25 protein-coding genes are annotated in these 24558 nt (G+C 61.0%); 12 read left to right on the top strand and 13 right to left on the bottom strand.

Annotated features, from left to right (window positions below):
• Positions 1-44: 44 nt before the first annotated feature.
• The 4 genes from D109_RS0112100 to D109_RS0112085 all read right to left on the bottom strand — a co-directional run bounded on the left by D109_RS0112100 (position 45) and on the right by D109_RS0112085 (position 5205).
• A complete protein-coding gene (locus D109_RS0112100; protein ID WP_017477121.1) occupies positions 45-989 on the bottom strand; it encodes a FecR family protein in 945 nt (314 codons plus the stop codon).
• The gene (locus D109_RS0112095) at positions 986-1531 is read right to left on the bottom strand and encodes a sigma-70 family RNA polymerase sigma factor (RefSeq protein ID WP_017477120.1); all 546 of its coding nucleotides are present in this window, start codon (positions 1529-1531) and stop codon (positions 986-988) included. The genes D109_RS0112100 and D109_RS0112095 overlap by 4 nt, the downstream gene beginning before the upstream one ends.
• A 257-nt stretch (positions 1532-1788) precedes the next feature.
• Positions 1789-2634, bottom strand: a complete 846-nt coding sequence (locus tag D109_RS0112090) for a DNA/RNA non-specific endonuclease (protein ID WP_017477119.1) — start codon at positions 2632-2634, stop codon at positions 1789-1791.
• Between the two features lie 423 nt (positions 2635-3057).
• Positions 3058-5205: a TonB-dependent receptor domain-containing protein gene (locus tag D109_RS0112085; RefSeq protein ID WP_017477118.1), complete on the bottom strand. Its 2148-nt coding sequence runs from the start codon at positions 5203-5205 to the stop codon at positions 3058-3060.
• A gap of 202 nt (positions 5206-5407) precedes the next feature.
• On the opposite strand from D109_RS0112085, the gene D109_RS1000000134590 reads away from it, so the two are divergent.
• Genes D109_RS1000000134590 through D109_RS1000000134585 form a run of 3 tightly spaced genes read left to right on the top strand, consistent with a single transcriptional unit; the run spans position 5408 to position 6791 of the window.
• On the top strand, positions 5408-5566 hold the full coding sequence (locus tag D109_RS1000000134590) for a hypothetical protein (protein WP_167410161.1): 159 nt from the start codon (positions 5408-5410) through the stop codon (positions 5564-5566).
• Positions 5567-5570: 4 nt separating this feature from the next.
• Complete coding sequence (locus D109_RS0112075; RefSeq protein WP_017477116.1) at positions 5571-6209, top strand: helix-turn-helix domain-containing protein; 639 nt, start codon at positions 5571-5573, stop codon at positions 6207-6209.
• A gap of 60 nt (positions 6210-6269) precedes the next feature.
• Positions 6270-6791: a hypothetical protein gene (locus D109_RS1000000134585; protein WP_017477115.1), complete on the top strand. Its 522-nt coding sequence runs from the start codon at positions 6270-6272 to the stop codon at positions 6789-6791.
• Between the two features lie 239 nt (positions 6792-7030).
• Here the strand turns inward: D109_RS1000000134585 and D109_RS0112065 are convergent, their stop codons facing one another.
• Together D109_RS0112065 and D109_RS0112060 are read right to left on the bottom strand one after the other, a co-directional pair.
• The gene (locus D109_RS0112065; protein ID WP_017477114.1) at positions 7031-8362 is read right to left on the bottom strand and encodes an LLM class flavin-dependent oxidoreductase; all 1332 of its coding nucleotides are present in this window, start codon (positions 8360-8362) and stop codon (positions 7031-7033) included.
• Between the two features lie 74 nt (positions 8363-8436).
• Positions 8437-8961: a MarR family winged helix-turn-helix transcriptional regulator gene (locus D109_RS0112060; RefSeq protein WP_017477113.1), complete on the bottom strand. Its 525-nt coding sequence runs from the start codon at positions 8959-8961 to the stop codon at positions 8437-8439.
• Between the two features lie 120 nt (positions 8962-9081).
• Between D109_RS0112060 and D109_RS0112055 the strand changes: the two genes are divergently transcribed.
• On the top strand, positions 9082-9882 hold the full coding sequence (locus D109_RS0112055) for an SDR family oxidoreductase (protein WP_017477112.1): 801 nt from the start codon (positions 9082-9084) through the stop codon (positions 9880-9882).
• Between the two features lie 14 nt (positions 9883-9896).
• Here the strand turns inward: D109_RS0112055 and D109_RS0112050 are convergent, their stop codons facing one another.
• Positions 9897-10151, bottom strand: coding sequence for a hypothetical protein (locus D109_RS0112050; protein ID WP_017477111.1), 255 nt, complete (start codon positions 10149-10151; stop codon positions 9897-9899).
• 86 nt (positions 10152-10237) lie between these two features.
• Positions 10238-10543, bottom strand: coding sequence for a putative quinol monooxygenase (locus D109_RS0112045; protein WP_017477110.1), 306 nt, complete (start codon positions 10541-10543; stop codon positions 10238-10240).
• 153 nt (positions 10544-10696) lie between these two features.
• Between D109_RS0112045 and D109_RS0112040 the strand changes: the two genes are divergently transcribed.
• Positions 10697-12412, top strand: coding sequence for an amidase (locus D109_RS0112040; RefSeq protein ID WP_017477109.1), 1716 nt, complete (start codon positions 10697-10699; stop codon positions 12410-12412).
• On the opposite strand, the gene D109_RS0112035 is transcribed toward D109_RS0112040, so the two are convergent.
• From D109_RS0112035 to D109_RS0112025, 3 genes are all read right to left on the bottom strand, one after another.
• Entirely contained in the window at positions 12403-12678 is a 276-nt protein-coding gene (locus D109_RS0112035; protein ID WP_017477108.1) for a hypothetical protein, read from the bottom strand. The genes D109_RS0112040 and D109_RS0112035 overlap by 10 nt on opposite strands.
• Before the next feature lie 139 nt (positions 12679-12817).
• Entirely contained in the window at positions 12818-14968 is a 2151-nt protein-coding gene (locus tag D109_RS0112030; RefSeq protein WP_026077912.1) for a phosphocholine-specific phospholipase C, read from the bottom strand.
• Positions 14969-15022: 54 nt separating this feature from the next.
• Positions 15023-16234: a DNA-binding transcriptional regulator gene (locus tag D109_RS0112025; protein ID WP_017477106.1), complete on the bottom strand. Its 1212-nt coding sequence runs from the start codon at positions 16232-16234 to the stop codon at positions 15023-15025.
• A 153-nt stretch (positions 16235-16387) separates the two neighbouring features.
• Between D109_RS0112025 and xylA the strand changes: the two genes are divergently transcribed.
• From xylA to D109_RS0112005, 4 genes are all read left to right on the top strand, one after another.
• Complete coding sequence (gene xylA, locus D109_RS0112020) at positions 16388-17704, top strand: xylose isomerase (protein ID WP_017477105.1); 1317 nt, start codon at positions 16388-16390, stop codon at positions 17702-17704.
• 57 nt (positions 17705-17761) lie between these two features.
• Positions 17762-18763, top strand: a complete 1002-nt coding sequence (gene xylF / locus D109_RS0112015; protein WP_017477104.1) for a D-xylose ABC transporter substrate-binding protein — start codon at positions 17762-17764, stop codon at positions 18761-18763.
• A 68-nt stretch (positions 18764-18831) separates the two neighbouring features.
• Complete coding sequence (gene xylG / locus D109_RS0112010; RefSeq protein WP_017477103.1) at positions 18832-20391, top strand: D-xylose ABC transporter ATP-binding protein; 1560 nt, start codon at positions 18832-18834, stop codon at positions 20389-20391.
• Positions 20392-21528, top strand: coding sequence for a sugar ABC transporter permease (locus D109_RS0112005; protein WP_017477102.1), 1137 nt, complete (start codon positions 20392-20394; stop codon positions 21526-21528). It begins immediately after the preceding gene.
• A 13-nt stretch (positions 21529-21541) separates the two neighbouring features.
• Here D109_RS0112005 and D109_RS1000000134580 read toward each other — a convergent pair whose 3' ends face one another.
• Positions 21542-21688, bottom strand: coding sequence for a hypothetical protein (locus D109_RS1000000134580; RefSeq protein WP_177325513.1), 147 nt, complete (start codon positions 21686-21688; stop codon positions 21542-21544).
• Positions 21689-21761: 73 nt separating this feature from the next.
• Here D109_RS1000000134580 and D109_RS0111995 point away from each other — a divergent pair, with 73 nt between their 5' ends.
• Positions 21762-22322: a fasciclin domain-containing protein gene (locus D109_RS0111995; protein ID WP_017477100.1), complete on the top strand. Its 561-nt coding sequence runs from the start codon at positions 21762-21764 to the stop codon at positions 22320-22322.
• Between the two features lie 56 nt (positions 22323-22378).
• Here D109_RS0111995 and D109_RS0111990 read toward each other — a convergent pair whose 3' ends face one another.
• On the bottom strand, positions 22379-22576 hold the full coding sequence (locus D109_RS0111990; protein ID WP_017477099.1) for a hypothetical protein: 198 nt from the start codon (positions 22574-22576) through the stop codon (positions 22379-22381).
• Between the two features lie 601 nt (positions 22577-23177).
• Between D109_RS0111990 and D109_RS0111980 the strand changes: the two genes are divergently transcribed.
• Together D109_RS0111980 and D109_RS0111975 are read left to right on the top strand one after the other, a co-directional pair.
• Positions 23178-23480 (top strand): helix-turn-helix transcriptional regulator, encoded by a 303-nt coding sequence (locus D109_RS0111980; RefSeq protein ID WP_017477097.1) that lies wholly within the window; start codon positions 23178-23180, stop codon positions 23478-23480.
• A 61-nt stretch (positions 23481-23541) separates the two neighbouring features.
• A complete protein-coding gene (locus D109_RS0111975) occupies positions 23542-24534 on the top strand; it encodes a zinc-dependent alcohol dehydrogenase family protein (RefSeq protein WP_017477096.1) in 993 nt (330 codons plus the stop codon).
• The last annotated feature ends 24 nt before the right edge of the window (positions 24535-24558 follow it).

Genomic DNA, 24558 nt, shown 5'->3' with positions numbered 1-24558 from the left:
TCGGAAAATCGGGCATGAATGAGAGCAATTTTTATTCAGACGTTTTACAGCGGCTTGATCACCACCACCAAATCGGTGAAGTACTCGACCTTGATCGGCAGGTTATCTGCCAGTGACGCCAGGGCCGCGCCGGTGTCGTCGAGCTTGAATACTCCCGACACGCGCATCCCTTGCAGCGCCTGCGGGTCAAAGCGCACCAGGCCGTGACGGTAACCGGCGAGGGTTTGCAGCACCTCGCTCAGGGGTTGGTCGTCGACCTTGAGCAGGCCGCGGGTCCAGGCGTCCGGGTCGGCATTGCCGATGGGTTGCGGGTTGCTGGCGTGTCCGTCCTTGAGTGTGGACTTCTGCCCTGCCGGCACTTTCACGTCGCCTGCACTATCGCCTTTGACGGCCACGGTGGACTCGATCACGCTGACCACAGTCGAACCGTCCTCGGCCTTGCGCACCAGGAAACGCGTGCCCAACGCCGTGGCCGTGCCCTGGTCGGTGTGCACCACGAACGGCCGTTGCGCGTCCTTGGCCACCTCGACCCACATCTCGCCCTGCAACAGTTCGATCACCCGTTGGTGGCCGTCGAACTTCACGTCCAGCGCCGAGTTGCTGTTGAGCTGCACCTGGCTGCCGTCGGTCAGTGCCACCTGACGCCGTTCGCCGATGCTGGTGCGTTGGTCGGCCATCCACACCGGCAGCCGCTCAATCCCGGCCCAGCCGCACAGCAACACACCCAACAGCGCGACGGCCTGGGTGCCACGGGCGGCAAACCTTGGTTTTTGCGGGGCAAACGCGCGGTTCAGGGCAAGGCGCGCCGGGGCGGCGGGCAATGCGTCGAGGCTGCCCCATAGGCTGCGCATCCGTTCGATGGCGACTGCATGCCGTGGGTCGGCCTGGCACCAGGCATCGAATGCGGCACGGTCGGCTTCGGTCACGTGATCGTCGTGCAACAACGTCAGCCAACGGGCGGCTTCACTGATGATCTGCTCGGCACTCACGACAGCGGGTCCGCCCCGTGCAGGGTGTGATAGCAGTGCACCAGTGCGCTGGAGATGTAGTTCTTCACGGTGCTGGGTGACACCTGAAGTTGTGCGGCGATTTCGCTGTAGGTCAGCCCGTCGAGGCGGCTGAGCAGGAAGGCTTCGCGGGCCTTAGCGGGCAAGCCGGTGAGCATGTCGGCAATCCGCTCCAGGGCCTGGAGTGCCACATGCATGGCCGCCGGATCCGGCATACCGGCGTCTTCGCTCTGAATCGCCAGGGCTTCCATGTAGGCCTTCTCGATCCGCCGCCGCCGCGCACCATCAATCATCAAGCGCCCCGCCGTCGTCGCCAGGAAGGCCCGGGGTTCCTTGATGGTGTGGGGTTCGGCCAGCAGCAGGATGCGGATAAACGCGTCGTGGGCCAGGTCGGCGGCATGCTGTGAGCAGCCGAGCTTCTTGCGCAGCCAACCGTACAACCAGGAATGATGGTCGCTGTAGAGGGCGGTGAGGGTCTGCTGGCGACGGGCTATATCAGCCTTGGCTACAGGAAAGTCATGCATGCGCAAAAATTTCTCAAACAAGAAAGATTACCAATTGCGCAAACGATGACAGTAAAACGGAGGGGGAGCAAGGGGCTCGCTGATCGAAGCCGTGACGGTGATGGGTGGTTAACGGGATGCAGGTAGAGGGCAACTACCTTTTAACTGAAGCATTTACACTGCACTTAGTTAGAAACAGCAAAAGTCGACAGGCACTGGCGTACCTGCCAACTTAATGGACGCATGACAATTAATGACGAACGTGTAGCGCGCGACGGTTACTTGCAACCAATCCTCTGCGGAAGTTGCCCTTGCTTCGACTTAAGTGCAGTTTGTACCGCTTGGGGCAACTCACTCCAGAAGGTCAGCCCCGAACGCTGTTCAATCTGTTCGACTGTCGCACGATAGTCACAGAAGTTCGCACCCTTGGGGGTTTCCTGATTCATGATGAACGAGGCATAAAGTCCGTCTTGGGGCGACTTGCCCACGGAAACAATCTTCCAGTAGCCGCTGGGAATCGTGTGGACCTTGTTGGTCCCCGGCAAGGTGCCGATGAATTTCTCATACAGCGGGCCAGTCATCACGTACACCTCATCCACTGCCGCGTCCTGGCTCAGGTTGCGCTCCTGATCCTCCAGGCGTGCCCAAGGGCCCTGGTTCAAATCGGACTTTTGCGGGGTGATGTTGGACAGGTAATTGAGGGTCTGCCAATCGGAGACGCCCGCCATCGACGCCAGGTTTGCCTGGTGCCCACGGTCGACCTTGAGCGCCACGTTGGCGCCGTTATAGTCAACAGGGTCAAGGGTTTCACCCGCCGGAATGTCCGGGTCCGTCTGCCAGTTACGCGGGCGCCCGCTGGCCGGCGTGGACTTGGTGATCCGGTAAGCCACCCAGTTGGCGAACTTGGTCGACGCATTGTTATTGAGGCTGTAGGCCTGGCGATTCAACGTCAGCGGCCCACCTCCCGAAGGGCAGCCCTGGGAACAATTATCGACCGTGACGGCCTGCTCGAGCGGCGCCTGGATGGCGCGCTCCGGTGCCTGTGAAGGCGGGGTGCTGATACAGCCCGCCATCAGCGGCACCCACAACAACGCGACGTATTTGAACAATGCTTTCCTTTGCATGGTAATACTCCATTTACAGCAGATTAATTAAGTTTAAGGCGATAAAACAGGCGCAACGGGTCCCGACAGTGCAAAAGCCACTTCGTGATGAGATGACTACGCTATCAAGTTGATTGCTGACAGTTGGATAACTGTATTTGCGCGTAACGCGACATTCCATGTGCGTACACGCTTAAGTACCCACGCCAGTGGCGCAAGCAACTAACTGCTCATGAAAAATCATCTTTCGGTTGAGCAGGCTTTATCTTATACACGTAATTGTTACAAAAAAACCAGCGTTAAAATCAAAAAAATCAGCCCGTAAACCCGATCCAATGTGGGAGCCGGGCTTGCCCGCGATGCACGCGACTCGGTGTTTCAGTTACACCGAGGTGATGCTATCGCAGGCAAGCCAACTTCCCCCTTTGATCTTTGCTTGGCTGATTAACGCCAGCTCCAGGAAACCCCGGTGTACACGCCCATGCCATCTCCAGGCGTGGACCGCGCCACGTCCAGCCCCTTGTCGTCATAACCCGGCGTGACCGTATTGGCGTAGCGCTGGTTGGTCAGGTTGCGCAGGTCGACCCAGGCTTGCCAGTCGTGCTTCGGCGCGTCATACCCGACCGTCGCGCCAAGCAGCGTGTAGGCCGCCGCGTAGTAGGAATTGGCGTAGTCCACTGCCACCCGCGATGAGTGCTCGCCATTGAGGCTGGTGTAGAAACCGCTGGGATGGCTGTAGCGCAATTGCGCCTGATAATAGTGCTTGGGGATGCCCGGCAAGGTGTTGTCGCCGAAGCGGTCGTCGTTGCGGTAGTGGAAGTCGCTGTAGGTGTAGGCCTGGCGCAAGGCAAGCTGGCCGGTGCGGCCGCCATCCCACAGTAGGCTGATCAGGCTCAGTTCCACGCCTTGGTGCACCGTGGGGCTGGCATTGGATTCGGCGATGATTGCCGAGGTGGTGGAGGTCGCAGCTTGGGTTTCGACGCTGAGCAGTTCGTGGCGTACTTCGGAACGGTACAGCGCCAGGTCCCACTGGCCGAACCATTCTTCACCGCGGCCGCCGATTTCCAGGGTGGTTGCGGTCTGGTTTTTCAGCTTCACGCCTTCGCGCTGCAGCCCACTCGCCGGGCCGCTGTTGGCCGGAAAATACTTGTTGGAACCCCAGATCATCGACCACGCATGAGGCGGCTCAACCGAGCGGCTCAGGTTGCCATACACCTGCAGTTGCGGGCTGAAGTCATAACGCAAGCCAACCCGTGGCGCGTAATCCCAATCGTGCTGGCTGACCGGCGTGTGGGTTTCCGGATAGCTGACTTCGGTTTCACGGCGGGTGTAGATCGCCGCCAACCCGGTGGTCAGCCAAAGGTCCGGCACCAGCTCCAGGTCGTTGCCGATTTGCAGCACGGTGTCGGAACCCAGGTAGCTGTAATCGCGGGTCTTGGTGCCGGGTGCATAAAAGGCGGTATTGCCGGTCGGGATCCGCACGAATTCCGAGCCGCCGTTGTTAGGCATCGACTGAGTCGTGCGCAAACCGATAGTGGTCTTGCTGTCGCGCCCGAACAACGTGTCCTGGCGGATGTAGTTCAGAGTGCCGCTGACGTCGGTGTAGGCGACCTTGAGACGGTTGGTGCCCTCGCGCAGGTCCATTGGATAGTCGTGATACGCCAGCCCGACCTCGACCCGGGCGTTGTCGTCCAGGTGCAGGGTGGTTTTGTTGGCGATCCAGGTCGAGCCCGGTTGCAGGCGCTTGGAGTCCCGCGTCACGTTGAGGCTGGCGGCGGCGCGTGGGTCGTGGCTGATCTGGTCGCGGGTCAGCTTGCCGGGGGAATCGTTGTCGGTTTCGCGGTAGCGGAAGTAGAAGCGGGTTTCCAGGTCGGGGTTGAAGCGGTAGCCGAAGTTGGCCGCCATGCCCTTGCCGCTGCCGGCGCTGTGGTTCTGGAAACCGTCGTAGTGCGAATCGGTGAGGCTGATGTAGTAGTCGGCATCCCCCAGCACCTGCCCCGAGCTGATTTCCCGTTGGGCGTAGCCATGGCTGCCGGCTTCGTAGCGCACTTGCAGCTTGGGGGCGTCGTAGCCGGTGTGGGTGACGTAGTTGACCGCACCGCCCAGGGCCAATGCGCCCTGGTCAAAACCATTGGCGCCGCGCAGCACTTCAACGCGGCTGAGCCACAACGGGTCCTTGAGTTCGTAGGGCGTGCCGCCCGGGCCGGTCAGCGGTAGGCCGTCAAAGGTTTCGTACAGGCCGGACGCGTGGGCGCCGGGGCCCCGGTTGATGCCCGAACCACGAATGGAAAGCTTCACCCCTTCGTTGTTCGCGGCCTTGGCGTACACGCCGGCCTGGTACTTGAACACGTCCTCGTTGGTGCTGACCCGTCCCTGGTCGACGCTGCCCATGTCGATGTAGTTGGTGGCGCCGGGCACGCTCTTGAGCTGGACCTGGGCCAGTTCATCAGCGCTGAGTTCGGCGCTACTGACTTCGACGGGAGCCAGTTGCAGCGTGTCGTCGGCCTGGGTGACAGGGCTGAAGCTCAGGGCGGCGCCAAAGCCCAGCAAGGGCCAGGTTTTTCGGGCGGGGAACGGAAACGCGGGGGGCATGGGGGTAAATCCTTGGAATTCGTTTTTGCGGCGAACTTGGCCCAATGGGAAGCCTGTGAAGCCCGACGGGTCACCACTGATGGACGTACAGGCGCCCATCGGCGTTAAGTCCAAAATCGAATTACCAAATGCAAACTCAGTATTTATGGAAATAAGCGCCACGAATTACTGTAGGGCCATTGAGTCCCCAGAGATTTACGTCATGCAAACATCCGCCACCGTCATCGATTTCACCCTCCACCGCAAACGCCGCCAGGCTCGCGCAGCGGCTGAACTGATGTGGGCGATGTACGCGGCACGGGCCGGGGTCGCGGTGTTTACCGCACACGTCACCACCTCCAGCGATACCCGCCGGGCGTGAGGCCATGAATTTCCTGCACGCGCTTCCCGAAGTGCCCGACCTCCCCTCCAAACCCAAGGATTGCAACAGCGGCGACGATGACGCCATCGGCCAGTGCGTCGCGCAGAACCTGCAACGCCTGCGCAGTAAACGCTACCTGTCGCTGGACGCCCTGGCGCGCAATTGCGGCGTGAGCCGGGCGATGCTGGCGCAGATTGAATCCGGGCGCAGCGTGCCGTCGATCAAAGTGCTGTGCAAGATTGCCAAAGGCTTGAAAGTCTCGGTGGCCGCCTTCCTGGAAAACCGTGCGTTCGAAGGGGTTGAACTGCTGCCGGCACAACAGAGCAAACGCTTGGTGAGTGCCGACGGCAGCTTCATCAGCCGTGCGCTGTTTCCCTACGATATGGCGCGCCAGTCGGAGTTCTACGAGATACGCCTGAAGGCACTCGGCGAAGAAGTTTCTGAAGGTCACGGGCCGGGGATTCAAGAAAATCTGGTGGTGGCCCAGGGCGTGCTGGAAGTCAGCGTCAACGACGAGCGTTACCTGCTGTCCACCGGTGATTCGATCCTGTTCTACGCCGACCAGCCCCACCGCTACCGCAACCCGGCAGACAGTGAGGCGGTGGCATTCCTGGTGATCACTTACCCGGAACGCCTGGACTGAAACGCAAAAAGCCCCGGCACTCGCCGGGGCTTTTCGATTTCACGCCAAACGAATCAGCAGGTGCAGCACATCATCGGCATGCCGTTGCAGCTCATCATCATCGGCATGGCGCAGTGGTTCATCATCTTCATCATCAGCATGCAGCAGTTGTTCATCATGTCCATGCTCATGCCAGGCATCGGCATCATGGTGCAGGTCATGCAGTCGGCTTCCATCTTGCATTCCATGACGCACTTCATCATCGGCATAGGCATGCCCATCGGCATCATCATCGGCATGTTCAGGGTGGACATGCTGTTCATCATCGCCATGCCGTCTTGCGACATGCACATCATCGACATGTTGGCGCACTGCATCATCATCGGCATGCCGCAGTTCATCATCATCGCCATCATTTCGGCGTTGTTCTTGAACATCGCCATGTCCATGCCGGCGGCCGGCTTCATGGTGCACATCATGGCCTCGTCGGTCATCGTGCAGGTCATGGTGGCCATCATCATTGGCATGCCCATCATCGGCATCATTGGCATCGCGTTGTTCATTGGCATCTGCATGGCGTTCATCATGTTCGAAACTCCGTAATCGACAGGAAATGAGTAAATTCTGGGGCCGATTCTAGAGATGCGACGCAACGGCGCAAGGCGTTGGCCCAGCAGCAGAAATGGACGTTGCATAGGGGTTTATCGGAGCGAGACAGCCGATAATTCCGCGATGACAGATTTAGTCACGCGATCACGCCGACCCGCTCCGTTATCAGGGCCGAACCGGCGTGATGGATATGCAATTGGGGAATGGCCTCCAATCATAAGGAAATAAACGATCTAACCAGCGTGAAAATACCGGTTTGCCGGACGCGGCAGCCCGAGGTTTTCCCGCAGGGTAGAGCCTTCGTACTCCCGCCGGAAGATCCCGCGCCCCTGTAACTCGGGCACCACCTTGGCGACAAAATCATCAAGCCCGCCCGGCAGCCACGGGAACATGATGTTGAAGCCATCGCTGCCCTCTTCTTCCAGCCACTGCTGCATCTCGTCGGCAATGCTGCGGGCCGTGCCGACAAACGACAAGCCCGCATACCCGCCAAGGCGTTGGGCCAATTGGCGCACCGTCAACTGCTCGCGGTCAGCCAACGCCAGTACCCGCTCGCGAGCGCTTTGGCTGGCGTTGGTTTGGGGAATCGCCGGGAGGTATTGGTCGGGATCAAACTTCGTCGCGTCTGTACCCAGCGCTATGGACAGCGAGGCCATCGCGCTTTCGTAATGCACCAGGCTGTCGAGGTGTGCACGAATCCGCCGCGCGTCTTCCAGCGTATCGCCGACCACCACAAACGCCCCGGGCAGAATCTTCAGGTGGTCGGGATGCCGACCGACCGCCAGCATCCGGCGCTTGATATCCCCATAGAACTTGCGCCCTTCTTCCAGGGTGCCCGGCGCGACAAAAATCACCTCGGCGGTTTCCGCCGCCAGCTGACGCCCGGGTTCCGAGGCACCGGCCTGCACGATCACCGGCCAGCCCTGCACCGGCCGCGCAATGTGCAGCGGGCCGCGCACGTTGAGGTAGCGACCGTGATGGTTGAGGGTGTGCAGTTTGTCCGGGTCGAAGTACACGCCGCTGTCAGCATCGCGAATGAAGGCATCATCGGCCCAACTGTCCCAGAGCCCGGTCACCACATCGTAGAATTCCCGCGCACGGGCGTAGCGCTCGTCGTGATCATAGGCCTGTTCCAGGCCGAAATTCTGCGCGGCATCCGGGTTGGCGGTGGTGACGATATTCCAACCCGCGCGGCCGTTGCTCAGGTGATCCAGCGACGCAAAGCGACGGGCGATGTGGAACGGTTCGTCGTAGGTGGTCGAGGCCGTGGCCACCAGGCCGATGTGCTCGGTGGCTTGGCTCAGGGCCGACAACAAGGTGAACGGTTCGAACGACGTGGCGGTGTGGCTGCGTTTCAACGCGTCGATGGGCATGTTGAGCAAGGCCAGGTGGTCGGCCATGAAGAAGGCATCGAAACGCGCCTTCTCCAGGGTTTGGGCAAAAGCCTTGAGGTGCGTGAAGTTGAAGTTGGCGTCACGGTAAGCGCCGGGATAGCGCCAGGCGCCGGTGTGGATGCTGACCGGGCGCATGAACGCGCCCAGTTTCAGTTGGCGTGGAGTGGTCATGGAAAGCCCCTGATCGAGAGGGGCTCAGCATCGGATGCGCGAACGGCGTCTGTCTAATAACGAAAGGATCTGGCTTATGCCTGCGCGGACTGGCTGTTGTAGTCCGCCAAAAACGCGTCGGAGGCGATATGGTCTGCCATGGCCCGCAACTGCGCGGCCGAATCATGCCCCAGCACCTCCTCCACCCGGTTGTTGGCAGACGCCCAGAACACCAGGGCCTCATTGAACAGCGCTTCGCCCTTGGGCGTGAGCACACAGCGCTTGGTGCGCTTGTCCAAGGCATCCGGACGCAGCTCGACGATCCCGTCACGCACCAGCGGCTTCATGGCATGGGTCAGCGCCGACATCAGGATCGCCAGGCGTCCGGCCAGCTCCTGCAACGTCGGGCCCGCCTGCTCGTCGACCGCCGCCAATCGGGCGATTTCACCCAGCAAGCCGACCTGTGTGGCCTTCAGGCCAATCGGTGCCAGTGCTTCGTCATACAGTTGGCCCAGTCGCCTGGCGGCACGGCGCAGTGCGTTGTTGGTGCACGCCACATCGCCGAGCAGACTCAAAAGGTCGGTGCGAGCATCAGGCTTGTCAGTCTTCTCAATGGGCATTTTCAGCTCCTCCATGCCTCTAGAATGATTGAGTACTAAACCATTGACAAGGACAAACGCCAAGCCTATAACTTGAGCCCTCAACAATATTGGTTGAGTACTCATCTATTGGAGCCGTTCATGTCGACCCCCGCTTCCACAAAAATTGCCCTCATCACTGGCGCGTCTTCCGGTATTGGCGCTGTGTATGCCGACCGATTGGCGGCTCGCGGCTACGATTTGATCCTGGTCGCCCGTCGCGAAGACCGCCTCAAAGCCCTGGCGGCGAAGATCACTCAAGCCCACGGGCGCCAGGTCCAGACCCTCGGCGCCGACCTGGTTAACCCCGCCGACCTCGCCCGTGTCGAAAGCCTGCTCGCCAGTAACCCGGCAATCCACGTGCTGGTGAATAACGCCGGCCTGGCCCGCCTGCACCCGCTGGCTCAATCCTCGGTCGAAGATTCCATGACCCAGATCGCCCTGAACATCACCGCCCTCACCCGCCTGACCCACGCGGCGCTGCCGGGCATGCTCGTGCGCAATGAAGGTGTGATCATCAACGTGGCGTCAGTGTTGGGCGTGCACTCGCTGCCGGTCAGTTCCGTGTACAGCGGCACCAAGAGCTATGTCCTGGCATTCAGCCGTGGCTTGCAATCGGAACTGGCGGAAACCGGTGTGAAGGTGCAGATCGTGTTGCCGGCCTCCACCGCTACCGAGATCTGGGACGCGTCGGGCATTCCGCTTTCCGCCCTGCAACAAGAGTCGGTCATGACCACCGAACATCTGGTGGACGCGGCACTGGCCGGGCTGGATCAGGGCGAGACGATCACCTGGCCTTCGGTGGCCGATGGTTCGCTGTGGGATACCTATGACGCGGCGCGTGGTGCGTTGTTTGCGGCAACGCAGACGGGTAAGCCGGCGCCCCGGTACGGGATTGTCTGAGGCGTCAACCGGTCTTATTGAATACCGATGGAAAAACGCCGCACAGTCTGCTCCTCACGGGGCAGGCTGATGTCGCCTTCGTAGGTGCACTCGCGGCCGGTGCAGCTGTTTTCCACGGTCACGGGCGCAACGCTTTTGACCGGGAAGCGCGGCTTGGGCTCAGCCTGCGGCGTGAGGGGGACAGCGCTGAGGATCGGTGCCTCGTAGGTCAGGTCCAGGTTGGATGCGTGGGCCGGGGTGGCCAGAACGGCGAGCAGTGCGCTCGCCATGACAGTCCTTGTAAACAACATCGAAATCTTTCCGGGCAGCAAAAAATGAAGGGCCAATGATAAACCCTTGAGCCACCGGGTTGAAGTCAGCGTACCTGCACCGCCGGTTCCAGCACCAATACGTTGGAGGGGCCCGCACGGAATGTCGGGTTGTGCTTGGCGGCTTCCAGCATGTGAGGAACTGCGTGGTGATCCTTCAGCGCCGCCTTTGAAGCCCACGTCTCGATCAACACGAAACTGTCGCTGTTGCCCTCAACCGGATGCAGGTCGTACTGGATGCAACCCGCCTCAGCCCGCACCAGCGGCGCCAGTCTGGCAAACGCGGCCAACTGGTCCGCCCCCCGCCCAGGCTGGGTATTAATGATGACGACAAGCCGCACTTCATCGGACATAAACCGCACCGTTATCGATAAGGAAATTGAGTGGCCACAGTAAGGGATGCCATTCTCTGGCGCTATGAAAAATCTATCAGTAAGCTACTTTCACTGAATGGATTGAGTCAGCACTCAACCCCCTCCCCCTTTTCTGCACCCGGCGATAACCACGTGATCGAAGTAACCGAAGTTTCCATTGCCCAACTGCGCGCTGCGCTCGAGTCCGGCCAGACCACGGCAGTTGAGTTGGTAGAGGCCTACCTCGCCAGGATCGACGCCTACGACGCGCCCAACACCGCCACTGCCCTCAACGCCGTGGTGGTGCGCAACCCTCAAGCACTGGAGGAAGCGCGCGCTTGCGATGCACGTCGGGCCAGCGGCAAAACCCTGGGCCCGCTCGACGGCATTCCCTATACCGCCAAAGACAGCTACCTGGTCAAAGGCCTCACCGCCGCCTCCGGCAGCCCGGCTTTCGCGAACCTGATTGCCTACCGCGACGCGTTCACCATTGAGCGGCTGCGCGCCGCCGGCGCCATTTGCCTGGGCAAGACCAACATGCCGCCCATGGCCAACGGTGGCATGCAGCGCGGAGTGTATGGCCGGGCCGAGAGCCCGTACAACGCCGACTACCTGACCGCGCCGTTCGCGTCCGGCTCCTCCAACGGCGCCGGCACGGCCACTGCGGCGAGCTTCGCGGCATTTGGCCTGGCGGAAGAGACCTGGTCCAGCGGGCGCGGCCCGGCCTCCAACAATGGCCTGTGTGCCTACACCCCGTCCCGTGGCGTGATCTCGGTACGCGGCAACTGGCCGCTGACCCCGACCATGGACGTGGTCGTGCCCTACGCCCGCACCATGGCCGACCTGCTTGAAGTGCTCGACGTCGTGGTCGCAGAAGACCCCGACACGCGCGGCGACCTGTGGCGGATGCAACCCTGGGTGCCGATCCCCAGCGTCGCCTCGGTACGCCCGCAGTCCTACGCAGACCTGGCCGCGACCGGCGATGCACTCGCCGGCAAACGCTTCGGCGTGCCACGCATGTACATCAACGCCGACCCTGAGGCAGGCACCAGCAACGAGCCGGGAATCGGCGGCCCTACTGGCCAGCAAATCAAAACCCGCGCCTCGGTGATTGACCTCTGGGAAGCCGCGCGCATGGCACTCGAAGCGGCCGGTGCAGAAGTGGTCGAGGTGGATTTCCCGCTGGTTTCCAATTGCGAAGGCGATCGCCCGGGCGCACCGAAAGTGTTTACCCGAGGCCTGGTGTCGAAAGAATTCCTCCACGACGAATTGTGGGAACTGTCGGCCTGGGCGTTCGATGATTTCCTGCGCGCCAACAACGACCCTGCGTTGAACCGCCTGGCCGATGTCGACGGCCCGAACATCTTCCCCCACGACCCCGGCACCCTGCCCAACCGCGAAGACGACTTGGCCGCCGGTATGGACGAATACGTGCGCATGGCCGAGCGCGGCATCACGCCGTGGGACAAGATCAGCACCGTGCCCGATGGCCTACGCGGCCTGGAACAAACTCGGCGCATCGACCTTGAAGACTGGATGGATAAGCTGGGGCTGGATGCGGTGATTTTCCCGACCGTCGCCGACGTAGGCCCGGCGGATGCGGATGTGAATCCCGCGTCGGCGGATATCGCGTGGAGCAACGGTGTATGGGTGGCCAACGGTAACCTCGCCATCCGCCATTTGGGCGTGCCGACAGTGACGGTGCCCATGGGTGTCATGGCGGACATCGGCATGCCGGTGGGGCTGACCTTTGCCGGGCGGGCTTATGACGACTCGGCGTTGCTGCGATTGGCGTCGGCGTATGAGGCGACGGGGAGCAAGCGCCGGGTGCCACCGCGTACGCCGGTGCTGGTGGCTCGTCAGGCCTGATCGGTTTCGCTGCTGATTTTGCGCATCAACCGATCGGCTTCCGACCCGGGTTCAAATCGAAAGCCGTTCATCTCATCGAGGAGCAGGCAGTCGCTGATGGCCTCCCACAGCTGCGCCTGGGTCGGCTTGTTGCGCAGCAGAATATACGAGAGCAAAAGTCGCTCGATGGGAACGCCTCGATTGGAGGCGGTTTCAATGATTGCCAGCAGGATAAAGCGCAGTCGAACTTCCCGCTCCGTGGGCCATACCGTTTTTCGCTTACCCAATGCCGGGCCTCAGTGTCAGGAAAAGCGTGAGGCTATGGCCGCGAGGGGTAGTGTTTCAAGCGCTGCATGGGAAGAAAGCCCTACTCCTACGGAAAACAGGGAAAGGGCTTACGAAATCCCCCCAGCGATCAACAGCCTTTTACCCGCGCTTACCCATCAACGGATCACTGATACTGTGCGCCCCCGTCTCGATGCGCCCCGCCACGCGCCGTACCCAACCATGCTCGTCACGTAGCTTGAAGTCATACCAGCCCCCATTCGGCTGGCAGGAGAACGTCCGTTGCACGGTACTGCCGCCCGCAATCTCAAGCAGCCAAGGCCCCTGTTTGGTGTAAGAGCAACGCTCGATGGTGATTGAGGCAGCATGCTTGCCGGGGTTGGCCAGGGTCAGCAACAAGCTGTCGCCGTGATACGCCAGGGATAACTCGGGCTCGCGACGCTGCAGGTGCCCTTTGAACGACCTGTGGAACCCATTCGGCCCCAACAGCCAGAGCTTGTAGGCCCCCGCGACTTGCCAGCTGTCGCTGAGGTGTTTGCCCGCTTCCACCGTGTAGCGGCGCGGGACCTCGTCCAGGTGCAAGCGATCGTAGACATGGAAGACCGCGCCTTGTTCGCCATTGTTGAAGAAGTCCAGGCTCACTGAGCTGGCGCGACGATCAACCGAGCTTTCGACGTTCAACTGGTACGGCAGCGCTCGGGATGGCCGCGCCATTCGCGCCTGGAACGGTGCCTGTTGCTGGCCCTCGGTTGGCAGGGCGACCTGGGGCAGTTGCTCCTGGCGTTGACGCAGGGAGTCGGCCGCCTGGCGACTGATGGTGTGCAGCGGCGGCAAGGTCTCGGTGTTGGGGTTGACGAAGTTGAAGGCGGAGGTGAGGTCGCCGCAGACGGCACGGCGCCAGGCGCTGATATTGGGTTCGCGTACGTGGAAGCGCTTTTCCAGAAATTGCAGCACCGAGGTGTGATCAAACGCCTGGGAGTTGACCCAACCACCACGGCTCCACGGCGACAGCACCAGCATCGGTACCCGCGGGCCGGGCCCGTACACGCCGCCGTCGGGCGCGGGTTGCTGGCTAGAACCGGGGGGCGCCGGGTGGGTGAAGATCTCGCTGTCGAACTTTACCGTGGACTTGCCGGCAAAGCTGCCGTCCAGGCGCTTGGATGGGGCTGATGGCGACGGCACGTGGTCGAAGAAACCGTCGTTTTCATCGTAGTTGACCAGCAGTACCGTCTTGCTCCAAACGTCCGGGTTGGCGGTCAGCGCCTTGAGGATTTCCTGGGTGAACCAGCCACCCTGCACCGGGCTGGAAGGCCCTGGGTGTTCGGAATAATCGGCCGGGGCCACCAGCCAACTGACCTGGGGCAGGCGCCCGTCGTTCACGTCTTTGCGAAAGCCCTGGATGATCGCCTCAAGGTCGCTGCCGCTGACCGCCGGCAGGGTGTTGCCATTGCCTTTGTATAACGGCACGCGGGCGTTCAATTGATCGCTGTAGGGCACAAAGTCCTTGAAGTCTTTCGGTGGCACGGCGGGGTTGCCGGCCGCGACGCTGGCCGCGCGAAACTGACGAAACCCGGCCAAGGGGTTGTCGCCAAAGTTATCCGGCAAGTACTGGTAAACCTTCCAGCTCACGCCCGCTTCTCCCAGGCGCTCGGGATAGGTTTTCCAGGTGTAGCCCACGCTCACGGCACCGGGGCCGTCCCATTCGTTGACCACCGCCGCCACATTCGCGCCGGTGGGGCCGTTGGTGCCGGTCCAGTGGAACAGCCGATTGGGATTGGTGCCGGCGTGCACCGAACAATGGTAGGCATCGCACACGGTAAAGGTGTTGGCCAGGGCGAACTGGAACGGCACTTCCTGCTCGCGGTAGTAGCCCATCGAGGTGGGCGTCTTGTACGTCGGCCAGGCATTCATTCGGCCACTGCCCCACGCGGCGTGCTCATCGATCCAGGAGTGGGGCGTGCCACTCACCCGCTGTGCGTTGCCACGGGAACTGTCCAGGTGATAGGGCAAAATCCGCCGCCCGACGCCCTGCTGCTCCCACACCCGATGCCCACCCTGCAGTGGAATGGTGAAGCGGTCACTGAACCCGCGCACGCCGGGCAAGGTACCGAAGTAATGATCGAATGAGCGGTTTTCCTGCATCAGGATCACCACATGTTCGACGTCCATGAGGGTGCCGGTGCGGTTGTTGGCGGGGATCGCCAAGGCCTGGCGAATGGAGTCGGGCAACAGGGTGTAGGCGGATCCGATGGCAGCTGCCTGCAGCAACTTTCTGCGCGTAAGAGTCGGCATAAGACGATTCAATCCCTTGAGGTTCTGGAGCGAGGCTCAGGACAAAATAGGCACTCAAGGCGACAAAGAAATGACATCGCGCGAATCGCGCTCGAGCTGCCCCACCTGATACTCCCTCGGCGTACACCCGAACTCGCGCTTGAACACCGTGTGCAGGTACTGCGCCGATTTGAACCCGCAGTCGTAGGCAATATCAGCAATGCCGGCCCCGGTCTTTTCCAGGCTCGCCACCGCCGCCGCGAGTTTGAAGCGCAGGATTTCGTCGTGGACGCTGCGGTTCAGTTCGCTGCGAAAATGCGCTTCCAGGGACGACCGCGACACACCGACGTAGTTGGCGACCTGGGCGGTCTTGATGCCCTGGCAGGCGTACTGGCGAATGAAGTGCAGCGCCTGCATCACGTAGGGATGGCCGAGGGGTTGGTGCAGGCTTGAGGTCTGCACGTTGACCGCCTCCGGCGGCACCAGGATCTGGCTGCCCGCCGAGGGCATGCCGTGCAACATCTGGTGCAGCAAGCGCGCGGCAGTGCGGCCCATTTTTTCGGTGCCCTGGATCACCGAGCTCAGCGGTACGCGGGTCAGGGTGCGGGTCAGCGGGTCGTTGTCGATGCCGATCAGTGCCACTTGCTCCGGCACCGGGATCCCGGCGGTGAGGCAGGCTTGCAGCAACTGCCGGGCACGGGCGTCGCTGACTGCAATGATGCCGATGGGCTTGGGCAGGCTGTGCAACCAGGCGATCTGCTGCTCCACCGCCGAGTCCCACAGCGGAGCACTGGTGCCCAGCCCGCGATACACCTCCACGGGCAGGCCATCGCGCTCCAGCAAACGGCGGAAAGCTTTTTCGCGCTCCTGGGCCCAGCGGTTGATATCGGCCTGCGGCAAGCTGAAACAGGCGAAACGCGTCAACCCGGCTTCGATCAGGTGTTCATACGCCAGCTTGATCAGGGCGAAATTGTCGGTGGCCACGTACGGAATATGCCGTGGGTAAGCCCGCTCATCTTCGTAGGACCCGCCCACCGCCACCACCGGCACATGCACACCCGCCAACGCCGGGCCCATCGCCGGGTCATCGAAGTCGGCAATGATCCCGTCACCATGCCAACGCTCGATACCCTTGAGCCGGCAGACGAAGTCCTCCTCCAGAAACAAATCCCACGACACCCGCGTGCTGCTCAGGTAGTTGCCGATCCCGGTGATGATGCCGCGATCGTAGATCTTGTTACCGTTGAACAGCAGGGCAATCCGGTGCACAGGCGGGACGGTTTTCACAGGGGCGGCTCCATGGGAGGTGTCGATCAACTATGCACCCAAAACTACTCAAAATCGAACCCGGCTCTGGTGATTTTCATAATCGGTTGGCCGGGGGCCGTTGCTAGTATCGAGGCAAGGTTAACGTGCACTCATAACAACAAGGATCTGGCGATGCCCTACTTTCCCGCTGTCGATAAAATCCTTTACGAAGGCCCGCAAAGCGACTCCCCCCTGGCCTTCCGGCACTACGATGCAAACAAGCTGATCCTCGGCAAACCGATGCGCGAGCACCTGCGGATGGCCGCGTGTTATTGGCACAATTTCGTCTGGCCCGGCAGTGACATGTTCGGTTCCGGCACCTTCCAGCGGCCCTGGCAGCAACCGGGGGAAGCCATGCAAGTGGCACGCGGCAAGGCCGACGCAGCGTTCGAGTTTTTCTCCAAGCTGGGCATCGACTACTACAGCTTCCACGACACCGACGTCGCCCCCGAAGGCGCAAGTCTGGCGGAGTACCGCAACCACTTCGCGCAAATGGTCGACGAACTCGAACGCCATCAGGAAGAGACCGGCATCCAGCTGCTGTGGGGCACGGCCAACTGCTTCAGCAACCCGCGCTTTGCCGCCGGTGCCGCGAGCAATCCCAACCCCGAGGTGTTTGCCTATGCGGCGGCCCAGGTGTTCAGCGCGATGAATGCCACCCACCGTCTCAAGGGCTCCAGCTATGTATTGTGGGGCGGCCGCGAAGGCTACGAGACCCTGCTCAATACCGACCTCAAGCGCGAGCGCGAGCAACTCGGGCGCTTTATGCGCATGGTGGTCGAGCACAAATACAAGATCGGCTTCACCGGCGAGCTGTTTATCGAGCCCAAGCCACAGGAGCCGACCAAGCACCAATACGACTACGACAGCGCCACCGTGTTTGGCTTCCTGCATCAGTTCGGCCTGGAGAAAGAGATCAAGGTCAACATCGAGGCCAACCACGCCACCCTCGCCGGCCACAGCTTTCACCATGAGATCGCCACCGCCGCGTCCCTGGGGATTTTCGGCAGTATCGACGCCAACCGCGGCGACCCCCAGAACGGCTGGGACACCGACCAGTTCCCCAACAGCGTCGAGGAACTGACCCTGGTCACCTACGAGGTACTCAAGGCCGGTGGTTTCAAAGGCGGCGGCTACAACTTCGACTCCAAGGTGCGCCGCCAAAGCCTCGATGAAGTGGACCTGTTCCATGGTCACGTGGCCGCCATGGACGTGCTGGCGCTGTCCCTGGAACGTGCAGCCGCCATGGTCCAGAACGATGCCCTCGAGCAGTTCAAGGCCCAGCGTTATGCCGGCTGGGACCAATCCTTCGGGCGCGCCGTACTCGGCGGGGACTTCAGCCTGGAATCGCTGGCCGAGCATGCCTTCAGCCACCAACTCAACCCTCAAGCGGTAAGCGGCCGCCAGGAGATGCTCGAAGGCGTGGTGAATCGCTTTATCTATCCATGACCGCTACGCTCCAAGTCCAGAAGTGCGTCTAAACAACAATAAAAGGGACTCACCATCATGAAACACCTGAAAACCATCTTGATCACCAGCGTTCTGGCACTGCTTTCCAATTCGGTCATGGCCGACGCGGCCCACCCGAAAATCGGCTTTTCCATCGACGACCTGCGCCTTGAACGCTGGGCCCGCGACCGTGACTACTTCACCGCCGCCGCCGAGCAGCTGGGGGCCAAGGTCTATGTGCAATCGGCAGACGCCAACGAACAGCGGCAGATCTCGCAGATTGAAAACCTGATCTCCCGAGGCGTCGACGTGATTGTGATCGTGCCATTCAATGCCACGGTGCTGAATAACGTGGTGGCCGAGGCCAAGAAAGCCGGGGTGAAAGTGCTGTCCTATGACCGGCTGATCCTGAATGCCGATATCGACGCCTACATCTCCTTCGATAACGAAAAGGTCGGCGAGATGCAGGCCCAGGGCGTGTTGAACGCGCAGCCTAAAGGCAATTACTTCCTGCTGGGCGGTGCGCCTACCGACAACAACGCGAAGATCCTGCGCCAGGGCCAGATGAAGGTGCTGCAACCTTCAATCGACAAGGGCGACATCAAGATTGTCGGCCAGCAATGGGTCAAAGAATGGAACCCCACCGAAGCCCTGAGCATTGTCGAAAACGCCCTGACCGCCAACAACAATAAAATCGACGGCATCGTCGCCTCCAACGACGCCACCGCCGGCGGCGCAATCCAGGCCCTGGCGGCACAAAAACTCGCGGGCAAGGTGCCGGTCTCGGGGCAAGACGCCGACCTCGCCGCGATCAAGCGCGTGATCGCCGGCACCCAGACCATGACCGTCTACAAACCCCTGAAGCTGCTGGCGTCCGAGGCGGCCAAGCTGTCGGTGCAACTGGTGCGCGACGAGAAACCGGCCTACAACTCGCAGTACGACAACGGCAGCAAACAGGTGTCGAGCATCCTGCTCAAGCCGACCGCATTGACCAAAGACAACGTCAACGTGCTGGAAGAAGACGGGTTCTACACCAAAGCGCAAATCGCCGGGCAGTAAGCGTACGGCTCACTGCAGGGGCGGCTTGAGGCCGCTCCTGCCTTTTCGCTGTGGAATGAGTGCCCGCCATGTCCGACTACCTGCTGGAAATGAACAACATCGTCAAAACCTTCGGTGGCGTCAAAGCCCTGAATGGCATCGACATCAAGGTAAAACCCGGGGAGTGCGTGGGGTTGTGCGGCGAGAACGGCGCCGGCAAATCGACCCTGATGAAGGTGTTGTCGGCGGTGTATCCCCATGGCACCTGGGACGGCGAAATCATCTGGGACGGCCAGCCGCTGCGCGCCCATTCCATCGCCGAAACCGAAGCCTGCGGCATCGTGATCATCCATCAGGAACTGACCCTGGTGCCCGACCTCTCGGTGGCCGAAAACATCTTCATGGGCCACGAGCTGACATTGCCCGGCGGGCGCATGAACTACCCCGCCATGATGCACCGCGCCGAAGCCCTGATGCGCGAACTGAAAGTGCCGGACATGAACGTCGCCCTGCCGGTGTCTCAGTACGGCGGCGGCTACCAGCAACTGGTGGAAATCGCCAAGGCCCTGAACAAGAAAGCGCGCCTGCTGATCCTCGACGAACCCTCCTCGGCGCTGACCCGCTCGGAAATCGAGGTGCTGCTGGACATCATCCGTGGGCTCAAGGCCAAGGGCGTCGCCTGCGTGTACATCTCTCACAAGCTCGAGGAAGTCTCGGCCATCTGCGACACCATCGCGGTGATCCGCGACGGCAAACACATCGCGACCACGGCCATGGCCGACATGGACGTGTCGCGCATCATCACGCAGATGGTGGGCCGTGAGATGAGCAACCTCTACCCCACCGAACCCCATGCGGTCGGCGAGGTGCTGTTCGAGGCGCGCCACATTACCTGCTACGACGTCGATAACCCAGGCCGCAAGCGCGTGGACGATGTCTCGTTCAGCCTGCGCCGTGGCGAAATCCTCGGCATCGCCGGGCTGGTGGGCGCGGGCCGTACGGAACTGGTGTCGGCGCTGTTCGGCAGTTACCCCGGGCGCTACGAAGGCGAGGTGTGGCTGGACGGCAAACCCATTGATACACGCACGCCGCTGAAGTCGATTCGCGCCGGGCTGTGCATGGTCCCGGAAGACCGCAAGCGCCAAGGCATCGTGCCGGACCTGGGGGTCGGGCAAAACATCACCCTGGCGGTGCTGGACAGTTTTTCGCGCCTGACGCGCATCGATGCCGAGGCAGAACTGGGCAGCGTCGAGCAGGAAATCAAACGCATGCACCTGAAGACGGCGAACCCGTTCCTGCCGATCACCAGCCTGTCCGGCGGCAACCAGCAAAAAGCCGTATTGGCCAAGATGCTCCTGACCAAACCCCGGGTGCTGATCCTCGACGAACCCACCCGTGGCGTGGACGTGGGCGCCAAATATGAGATCTATAAATTGATGGGCGCACTGGCGGCCGAAGGCGTGTCGATCATCATGGTGTCGTCGGAGCTGGCCGAAGTGCTTGGGGTGTCCGACCGGGTGCTGGTAATCGGCGAGGGCCAACTGCGCGGGGACTTCATCAACCAGGGCCTGACCCAGGAACAGGTGCTCGCCGCCGCCCTCAGCCAACCGAACGGGCATGACAATAATAATGATCGGAAGTCCGCGTAAATGAATCAGGTCAAACAGCTTTTTACCCGCTACAAAATGCTCGCCCTGTTGATCGCCGTGGTGCTGATCTGGGTGTTTTTCAGCTGGCAGACCGAAGGCGGTTTCCTGACCCCGCGCAACCTGTCGAACCTGCTGCGGCAGATGTCCATCACCGGCATCCTGGCGTGCGGCATGGTGCTGGTGATCATCAGCGGCGAGATCGACCTGTCGGTGGGCTCGATGCTCGGTTTGCTCGGCGGCGTCGCGGCGATCCTGGATGTGGTTTATCACATTCCCCTGCCGCTGAACCTGGCCATTGTCGCCCTCTGCGGCTTGTTGATTGGCCTGGGCAACGGCTACATGACCGCGTACCTGCGCATCCCCTCCTTCATCGTCGGCCTGGGTGGCATGTTGGCGTTTCGCGGGGTGCTGCTGGGCATTACCGGCGGCACCACGATTGCGCCGGTTTCGCCACAACTGGTGTACATCGGCCAGGGCTATCTGCCGACGGTGGTGGGTGTGATCCTCGGCGTGTTGCTGTTCGGGCTGGCAATATTCCTGACCTGGCGCCAACGCCACAACCGCGCCCTGCACGGCTTGGCGCTGCCGTCGATGCTGCGGGACAGCGTGCGCGTGGTGTTGATCGGTTTTGTACTGGCGGGCTTCGTCTACACCCTCAACAGTTACGATGGGATTCCCGTACCGGTGCTGCTTCTGCTGGTGCTGCTGGGGGTGTTCAGCTACGTCACCAGCCAGACCGTCTTTGGCCGGCGCATCTACTCGGTGGGCAGCAACATGGAAGCCACGCGCCTGTCGGGGATCAACGTGCAGGCGGTCAAGCTGTGGATCTTCGGGATCATGGGGGTGATGTGCGCCTTCGCCGGGCTGGTCAACACCGCGCGCCTGGCGGCGGGTTCACCCTCGGCGGGCAACATGGGGGAGTTGGACGCCATCGCGGCCTGCTTCATTGGCGGCACGTCGATGCGCGGCGGCTCGGGCACGGTGTACGGCGCCCTGCTCGGTGCGCTGGTGATCAGCAGCCTGGACAACGGCATGTCGATGCTGGATGTGGACAGCTACTGGCAGATGATCGTCAAGGGCAGCATCCTGGTGCTGGCGGTGTGGGTGGATGTGAGTACGCGGACGGGGCGGCGCTGAGAGTGCCAGCCGGTCACTGCATCGGCAGGACACTCATCAGCAGCAAGGAGCTCAGTGCGGCCAGGTCGCGCTGATCCCCAAGAGTGGGCAGCGGCTGGTGAGGTTCGATGGCCTGGCGAACTTGCCGGGGGCGGCAAACCGAATAATTTTTTCGACACATGCATCCACTTTGGTCCTTGGTACGTAGATTCAATACCCTCATCTGGAGGGCATACGAACCCAGGAGATACATCATGCATGCTTTCTACAAAAAAATGGCTGCCGTCGCCTGCTTCACGATCCTCTCCATCACAACCACCCTCAGCGTTGCCGCCGACACCGTGATGGTGGGCGGCGCGGCGATGTATCCGACGAAAACCATCGTCGAAAACGCCGTCAACTCCAAGGACCACACCACTCTGGTGGCGGCGGTCAAGGCAGCTGGTCTGGTTGATACCCTTAACAGCAAAGGCCCGTTCACCGTATTCGCACCGACCAACGAAGCCTTCGCCAAACTCCCCGCAGGCACCGTGGATACGCTGGTGAAACCTGAGCACAAAGCCGACCTGACGAAAATCCTGACCTATCACGTGGTGCCTGGCACCCATACCTCTGCCCAACTGATGGCCGATGCCAAGAAGAACGGCGGCATGGTGATGTTGAAAACCGTGCAGGGTGAATCCCTGACGATCAAGCTGCACGACGGCAAGCTGTGGGTGGTGGATGCCAAGGGTGGCAAGGCCGGCATCAGCATTGCGGATGTGATGCAGTCCAACGGCGTGATTCATGTGGTTGATTCGGTGCTGATGCCGTAGTCGCCGCTCGATACCGAAAAGCCCGGCGCAGCGTGCGCCGGGCTTGTTCGGAGGCGTCAGTTGTCGGGGTGTTCACTCGCGACAGCATCAGCGGCATCCACGTCCGACATATCCTCCTCCAGAGGCGCGTCATCGTCCGGTGGTAGAGGCGCTTCAGGTTGATCGCGCCGAGGATCATGACCGGCTTCATTGTCTGTACCACGGGTTACGCCTTGCTGGGATAGGTTTCCAGGGGCCTTCTCGTCAATTTCCATGCTGGCTCTCCGTTCTGGCGCGCGGGATGTCCGTGCTTGAACATGAGAAACGGTGCGTGGTCGCGAGTGCCGGGGGATAGACGAACGGTGGGTATCAATTTCATAACGGCCCTAACGATCCGAGAGACTCTATCCACCGTAGGATCGCGGGTTTCTCGGCTGGTTTTTCGCCTATGCAACACAGCTCAGGGTCGGTGAGAGAACACCAGACAGCCACCGGGTCTCCGACCCGCAGGCCGTATGAGACTTTACGAAGCGTGGCCGTCGACCAAGCATCAACCGTCTCGTTGAGAGACTTGTGAAAGCGCTGCCCATTCACGCTATAGCTGAAGCTCATGAATTGGCGCCCAGCCCACGATGTCTCCCCCCCGACAAACGTTACGTAGCCTGGTACCACTTGTCCCATGTCCATGGCACTCATGAGTTCTCTCCTGAAAACAGGCCGGAAACACGTTTATTTTTTGTGCTTTCACAGTGTTATAGCTGAGAGGCCCGCAGCGCGACAGGTCTTTGGTCGCCGTCAACGGTGAGGCCTGAAAGCTGAATACACCTTAGATCTGACACACATTGACATATCGGTAATTCTCGATATGATCGCGCCATGGACTTACTCGAAATATTCAAAGCACTCTCAAACCAGACACGCCTCGAAATCCTGAAAGGTTTGAAAGATCCCGAAAAGAACTTCCCGCCTCAAGATGAAGGTGACGTTCACACGGTGGGTGTGTGTGTCAGCAGCATCCAAGAAGGTATCGGACTCTCGCAATCGACGGTGTCCGGTTACCTTGCAACCCTGCAGCGAGTGGGCCTGGTGGAAGTCCGGCGTATCGGCCAGTGGACCTACTACAAGCGCAATGAAGCAACCATCAGGATGCTTGCCGAGGTTATGGGGAAAGAGCTGTAAATTTTTGCCCTACAATATCGAGATTTCGCGATATCCCTTTTTATCGAAATGAGGAAATACAGTGAAAGCGTTGATACTCAATTCATTTGGCGGCCCGGAATCGTTCGAACTGTGCGACGTGCCCAAGCCAGTGCCACACGCAGGACAAGTCCTGGTGCGCGTACACGCAACCTCCATCAACCCTCTGGATTATCAGCTCCGGCGTGGCGACTATTCCGGCTTGGTGCCGTTACCAGCCATTACCGGGCATGACGTATCGGGTGTTGTTGAAGAAGTCGGGCCGGGGGTTACGACCTTCGCGCCAGGCGACGAAGTCTGGTATACCCCGCAAATTTTCGAAGGCCCGGGCAGTTATGCCGAGTACCACGTGGCGCACGAAAGCATTATCGGGAAGAAGCCCTCTTCGCTGAGTCATCTTGAAGCAGCAAGCCTGAGCCTGGTCGGCGGCACAGCCTGGGAAGCGCTGGTGGTGCGTGGGGCGCTCAAAGTGGGAGAAAGCATTCTGGTGCACGGCGGCGCAGGAGGCGTCGGCCATGTGGCGATCCAGCTGGCAAAAGCCATGGGCGCCAAGGTGTTCACAACCGTGCGCGAAGCGAACGCTGAGTTCGCACGAAGCATGGGCGCCGATGTGATAATCGACTACGAAAAGGAGGATTATGTCGACGTCATCCAGCGAGAAACGGCTGGTCGTGGAGTCGATGTCGTGTTCGATACCATCGGCGGCAACACGTTGTCGCGCAGCCCGGACGCGCTTGCGCAACTGGGGCGCGTGGTCTCGATTGTGGACATTTCACACCCGCAAAACCTGGTTCAGGCCTGGGGCAAGAACGCGAGTTATCACTTCGTTTTCACACGACAGAACCGCGGCAAACTGGATGAAATGAGCGCACTGATAGCCAACGGTAAGCTGCGCCCACATCTTGGCGCGGTCTATTCGCTTGCCGACATCCCACTCGCCCATTCCCGGCTGGAGAGCCCTAACAACGGCATCCAAGGAAAAATCGCGATTGCCGTGTCTTCCGAGTTACAGGAGGATTGGCGCAACGGCGTTTGAGCTGATGGCACTGAACCATTCTTT

This window comes from Pseudomonas sp. PAMC 26793, from assembly GCF_000313235.1.
Classification (GTDB): Bacteria; Pseudomonadota; Gammaproteobacteria; order Pseudomonadales; family Pseudomonadaceae; genus Aquipseudomonas; species Aquipseudomonas yamanorum.
This window is presented reverse-complemented; position numbering and strand designations above follow the sequence as displayed.

What these genes read in the sequence shown, in the direction of transcription:
- D109_RS0112095 (WP_017477120.1), bottom strand. Translation starts at nt 1,531, where the DNA reads ATGCATGACTTTCCTGTAGCCAAGGCTGATATAGCCCGTCGCCAGCAG.
- D109_RS0112090 (WP_017477119.1), bottom strand. Translation starts at nt 2,634, where the DNA reads ATGCAAAGGAAAGCATTGTTCAAATACGTCGCGTTGTTGTGGGTGCCG.
- D109_RS0112085 (WP_017477118.1), bottom strand. Translation starts at nt 5,205, where the DNA reads ATGCCCCCCGCGTTTCCGTTCCCCGCCCGAAAAACCTGGCCCTTGCTG.
- D109_RS1000000134590 (WP_167410161.1), top strand. Translation starts at nt 5,408, where the DNA reads ATGCAAACATCCGCCACCGTCATCGATTTCACCCTCCACCGCAAACGC.
- D109_RS0112075 (WP_017477116.1), top strand. Translation starts at nt 5,571, where the DNA reads ATGAATTTCCTGCACGCGCTTCCCGAAGTGCCCGACCTCCCCTCCAAA.
- D109_RS0112065 (WP_017477114.1), bottom strand. Translation starts at nt 8,362, where the DNA reads ATGACCACTCCACGCCAACTGAAACTGGGCGCGTTCATGCGCCCGGTC.
- D109_RS0112060 (WP_017477113.1), bottom strand. Translation starts at nt 8,961, where the DNA reads ATGCCCATTGAGAAGACTGACAAGCCTGATGCTCGCACCGACCTTTTG.
- D109_RS0112055 (WP_017477112.1), top strand. Translation starts at nt 9,082, where the DNA reads ATGTCGACCCCCGCTTCCACAAAAATTGCCCTCATCACTGGCGCGTCT.
- D109_RS0112050 (WP_017477111.1), bottom strand. Translation starts at nt 10,151, where the DNA reads ATGGCGAGCGCACTGCTCGCCGTTCTGGCCACCCCGGCCCACGCATCC.
- D109_RS0112045 (WP_017477110.1), bottom strand. Translation starts at nt 10,543, where the DNA reads ATGTCCGATGAAGTGCGGCTTGTCGTCATCATTAATACCCAGCCTGGG.
- D109_RS0112030 (WP_026077912.1), bottom strand. Translation starts at nt 14,968, where the DNA reads ATGCCGACTCTTACGCGCAGAAAGTTGCTGCAGGCAGCTGCCATCGGA.
- xylA (WP_017477105.1), top strand. Translation starts at nt 16,388, where the DNA reads ATGCCCTACTTTCCCGCTGTCGATAAAATCCTTTACGAAGGCCCGCAA.
- xylF (WP_017477104.1), top strand. Translation starts at nt 17,762, where the DNA reads ATGAAACACCTGAAAACCATCTTGATCACCAGCGTTCTGGCACTGCTT.
- xylG (WP_017477103.1), top strand. Translation starts at nt 18,832, where the DNA reads ATGTCCGACTACCTGCTGGAAATGAACAACATCGTCAAAACCTTCGGT.
- D109_RS0112005 (WP_017477102.1), top strand. Translation starts at nt 20,392, where the DNA reads ATGAATCAGGTCAAACAGCTTTTTACCCGCTACAAAATGCTCGCCCTG.
- D109_RS1000000134580 (WP_177325513.1), bottom strand. Translation starts at nt 21,688, where the DNA reads ATGTGTCGAAAAAATTATTCGGTTTGCCGCCCCCGGCAAGTTCGCCAG.
- D109_RS0111995 (WP_017477100.1), top strand. Translation starts at nt 21,762, where the DNA reads ATGCATGCTTTCTACAAAAAAATGGCTGCCGTCGCCTGCTTCACGATC.
- D109_RS0111990 (WP_017477099.1), bottom strand. Translation starts at nt 22,576, where the DNA reads ATGGAAATTGACGAGAAGGCCCCTGGAAACCTATCCCAGCAAGGCGTA.
- D109_RS0111980 (WP_017477097.1), top strand. Translation starts at nt 23,178, where the DNA reads ATGGACTTACTCGAAATATTCAAAGCACTCTCAAACCAGACACGCCTC.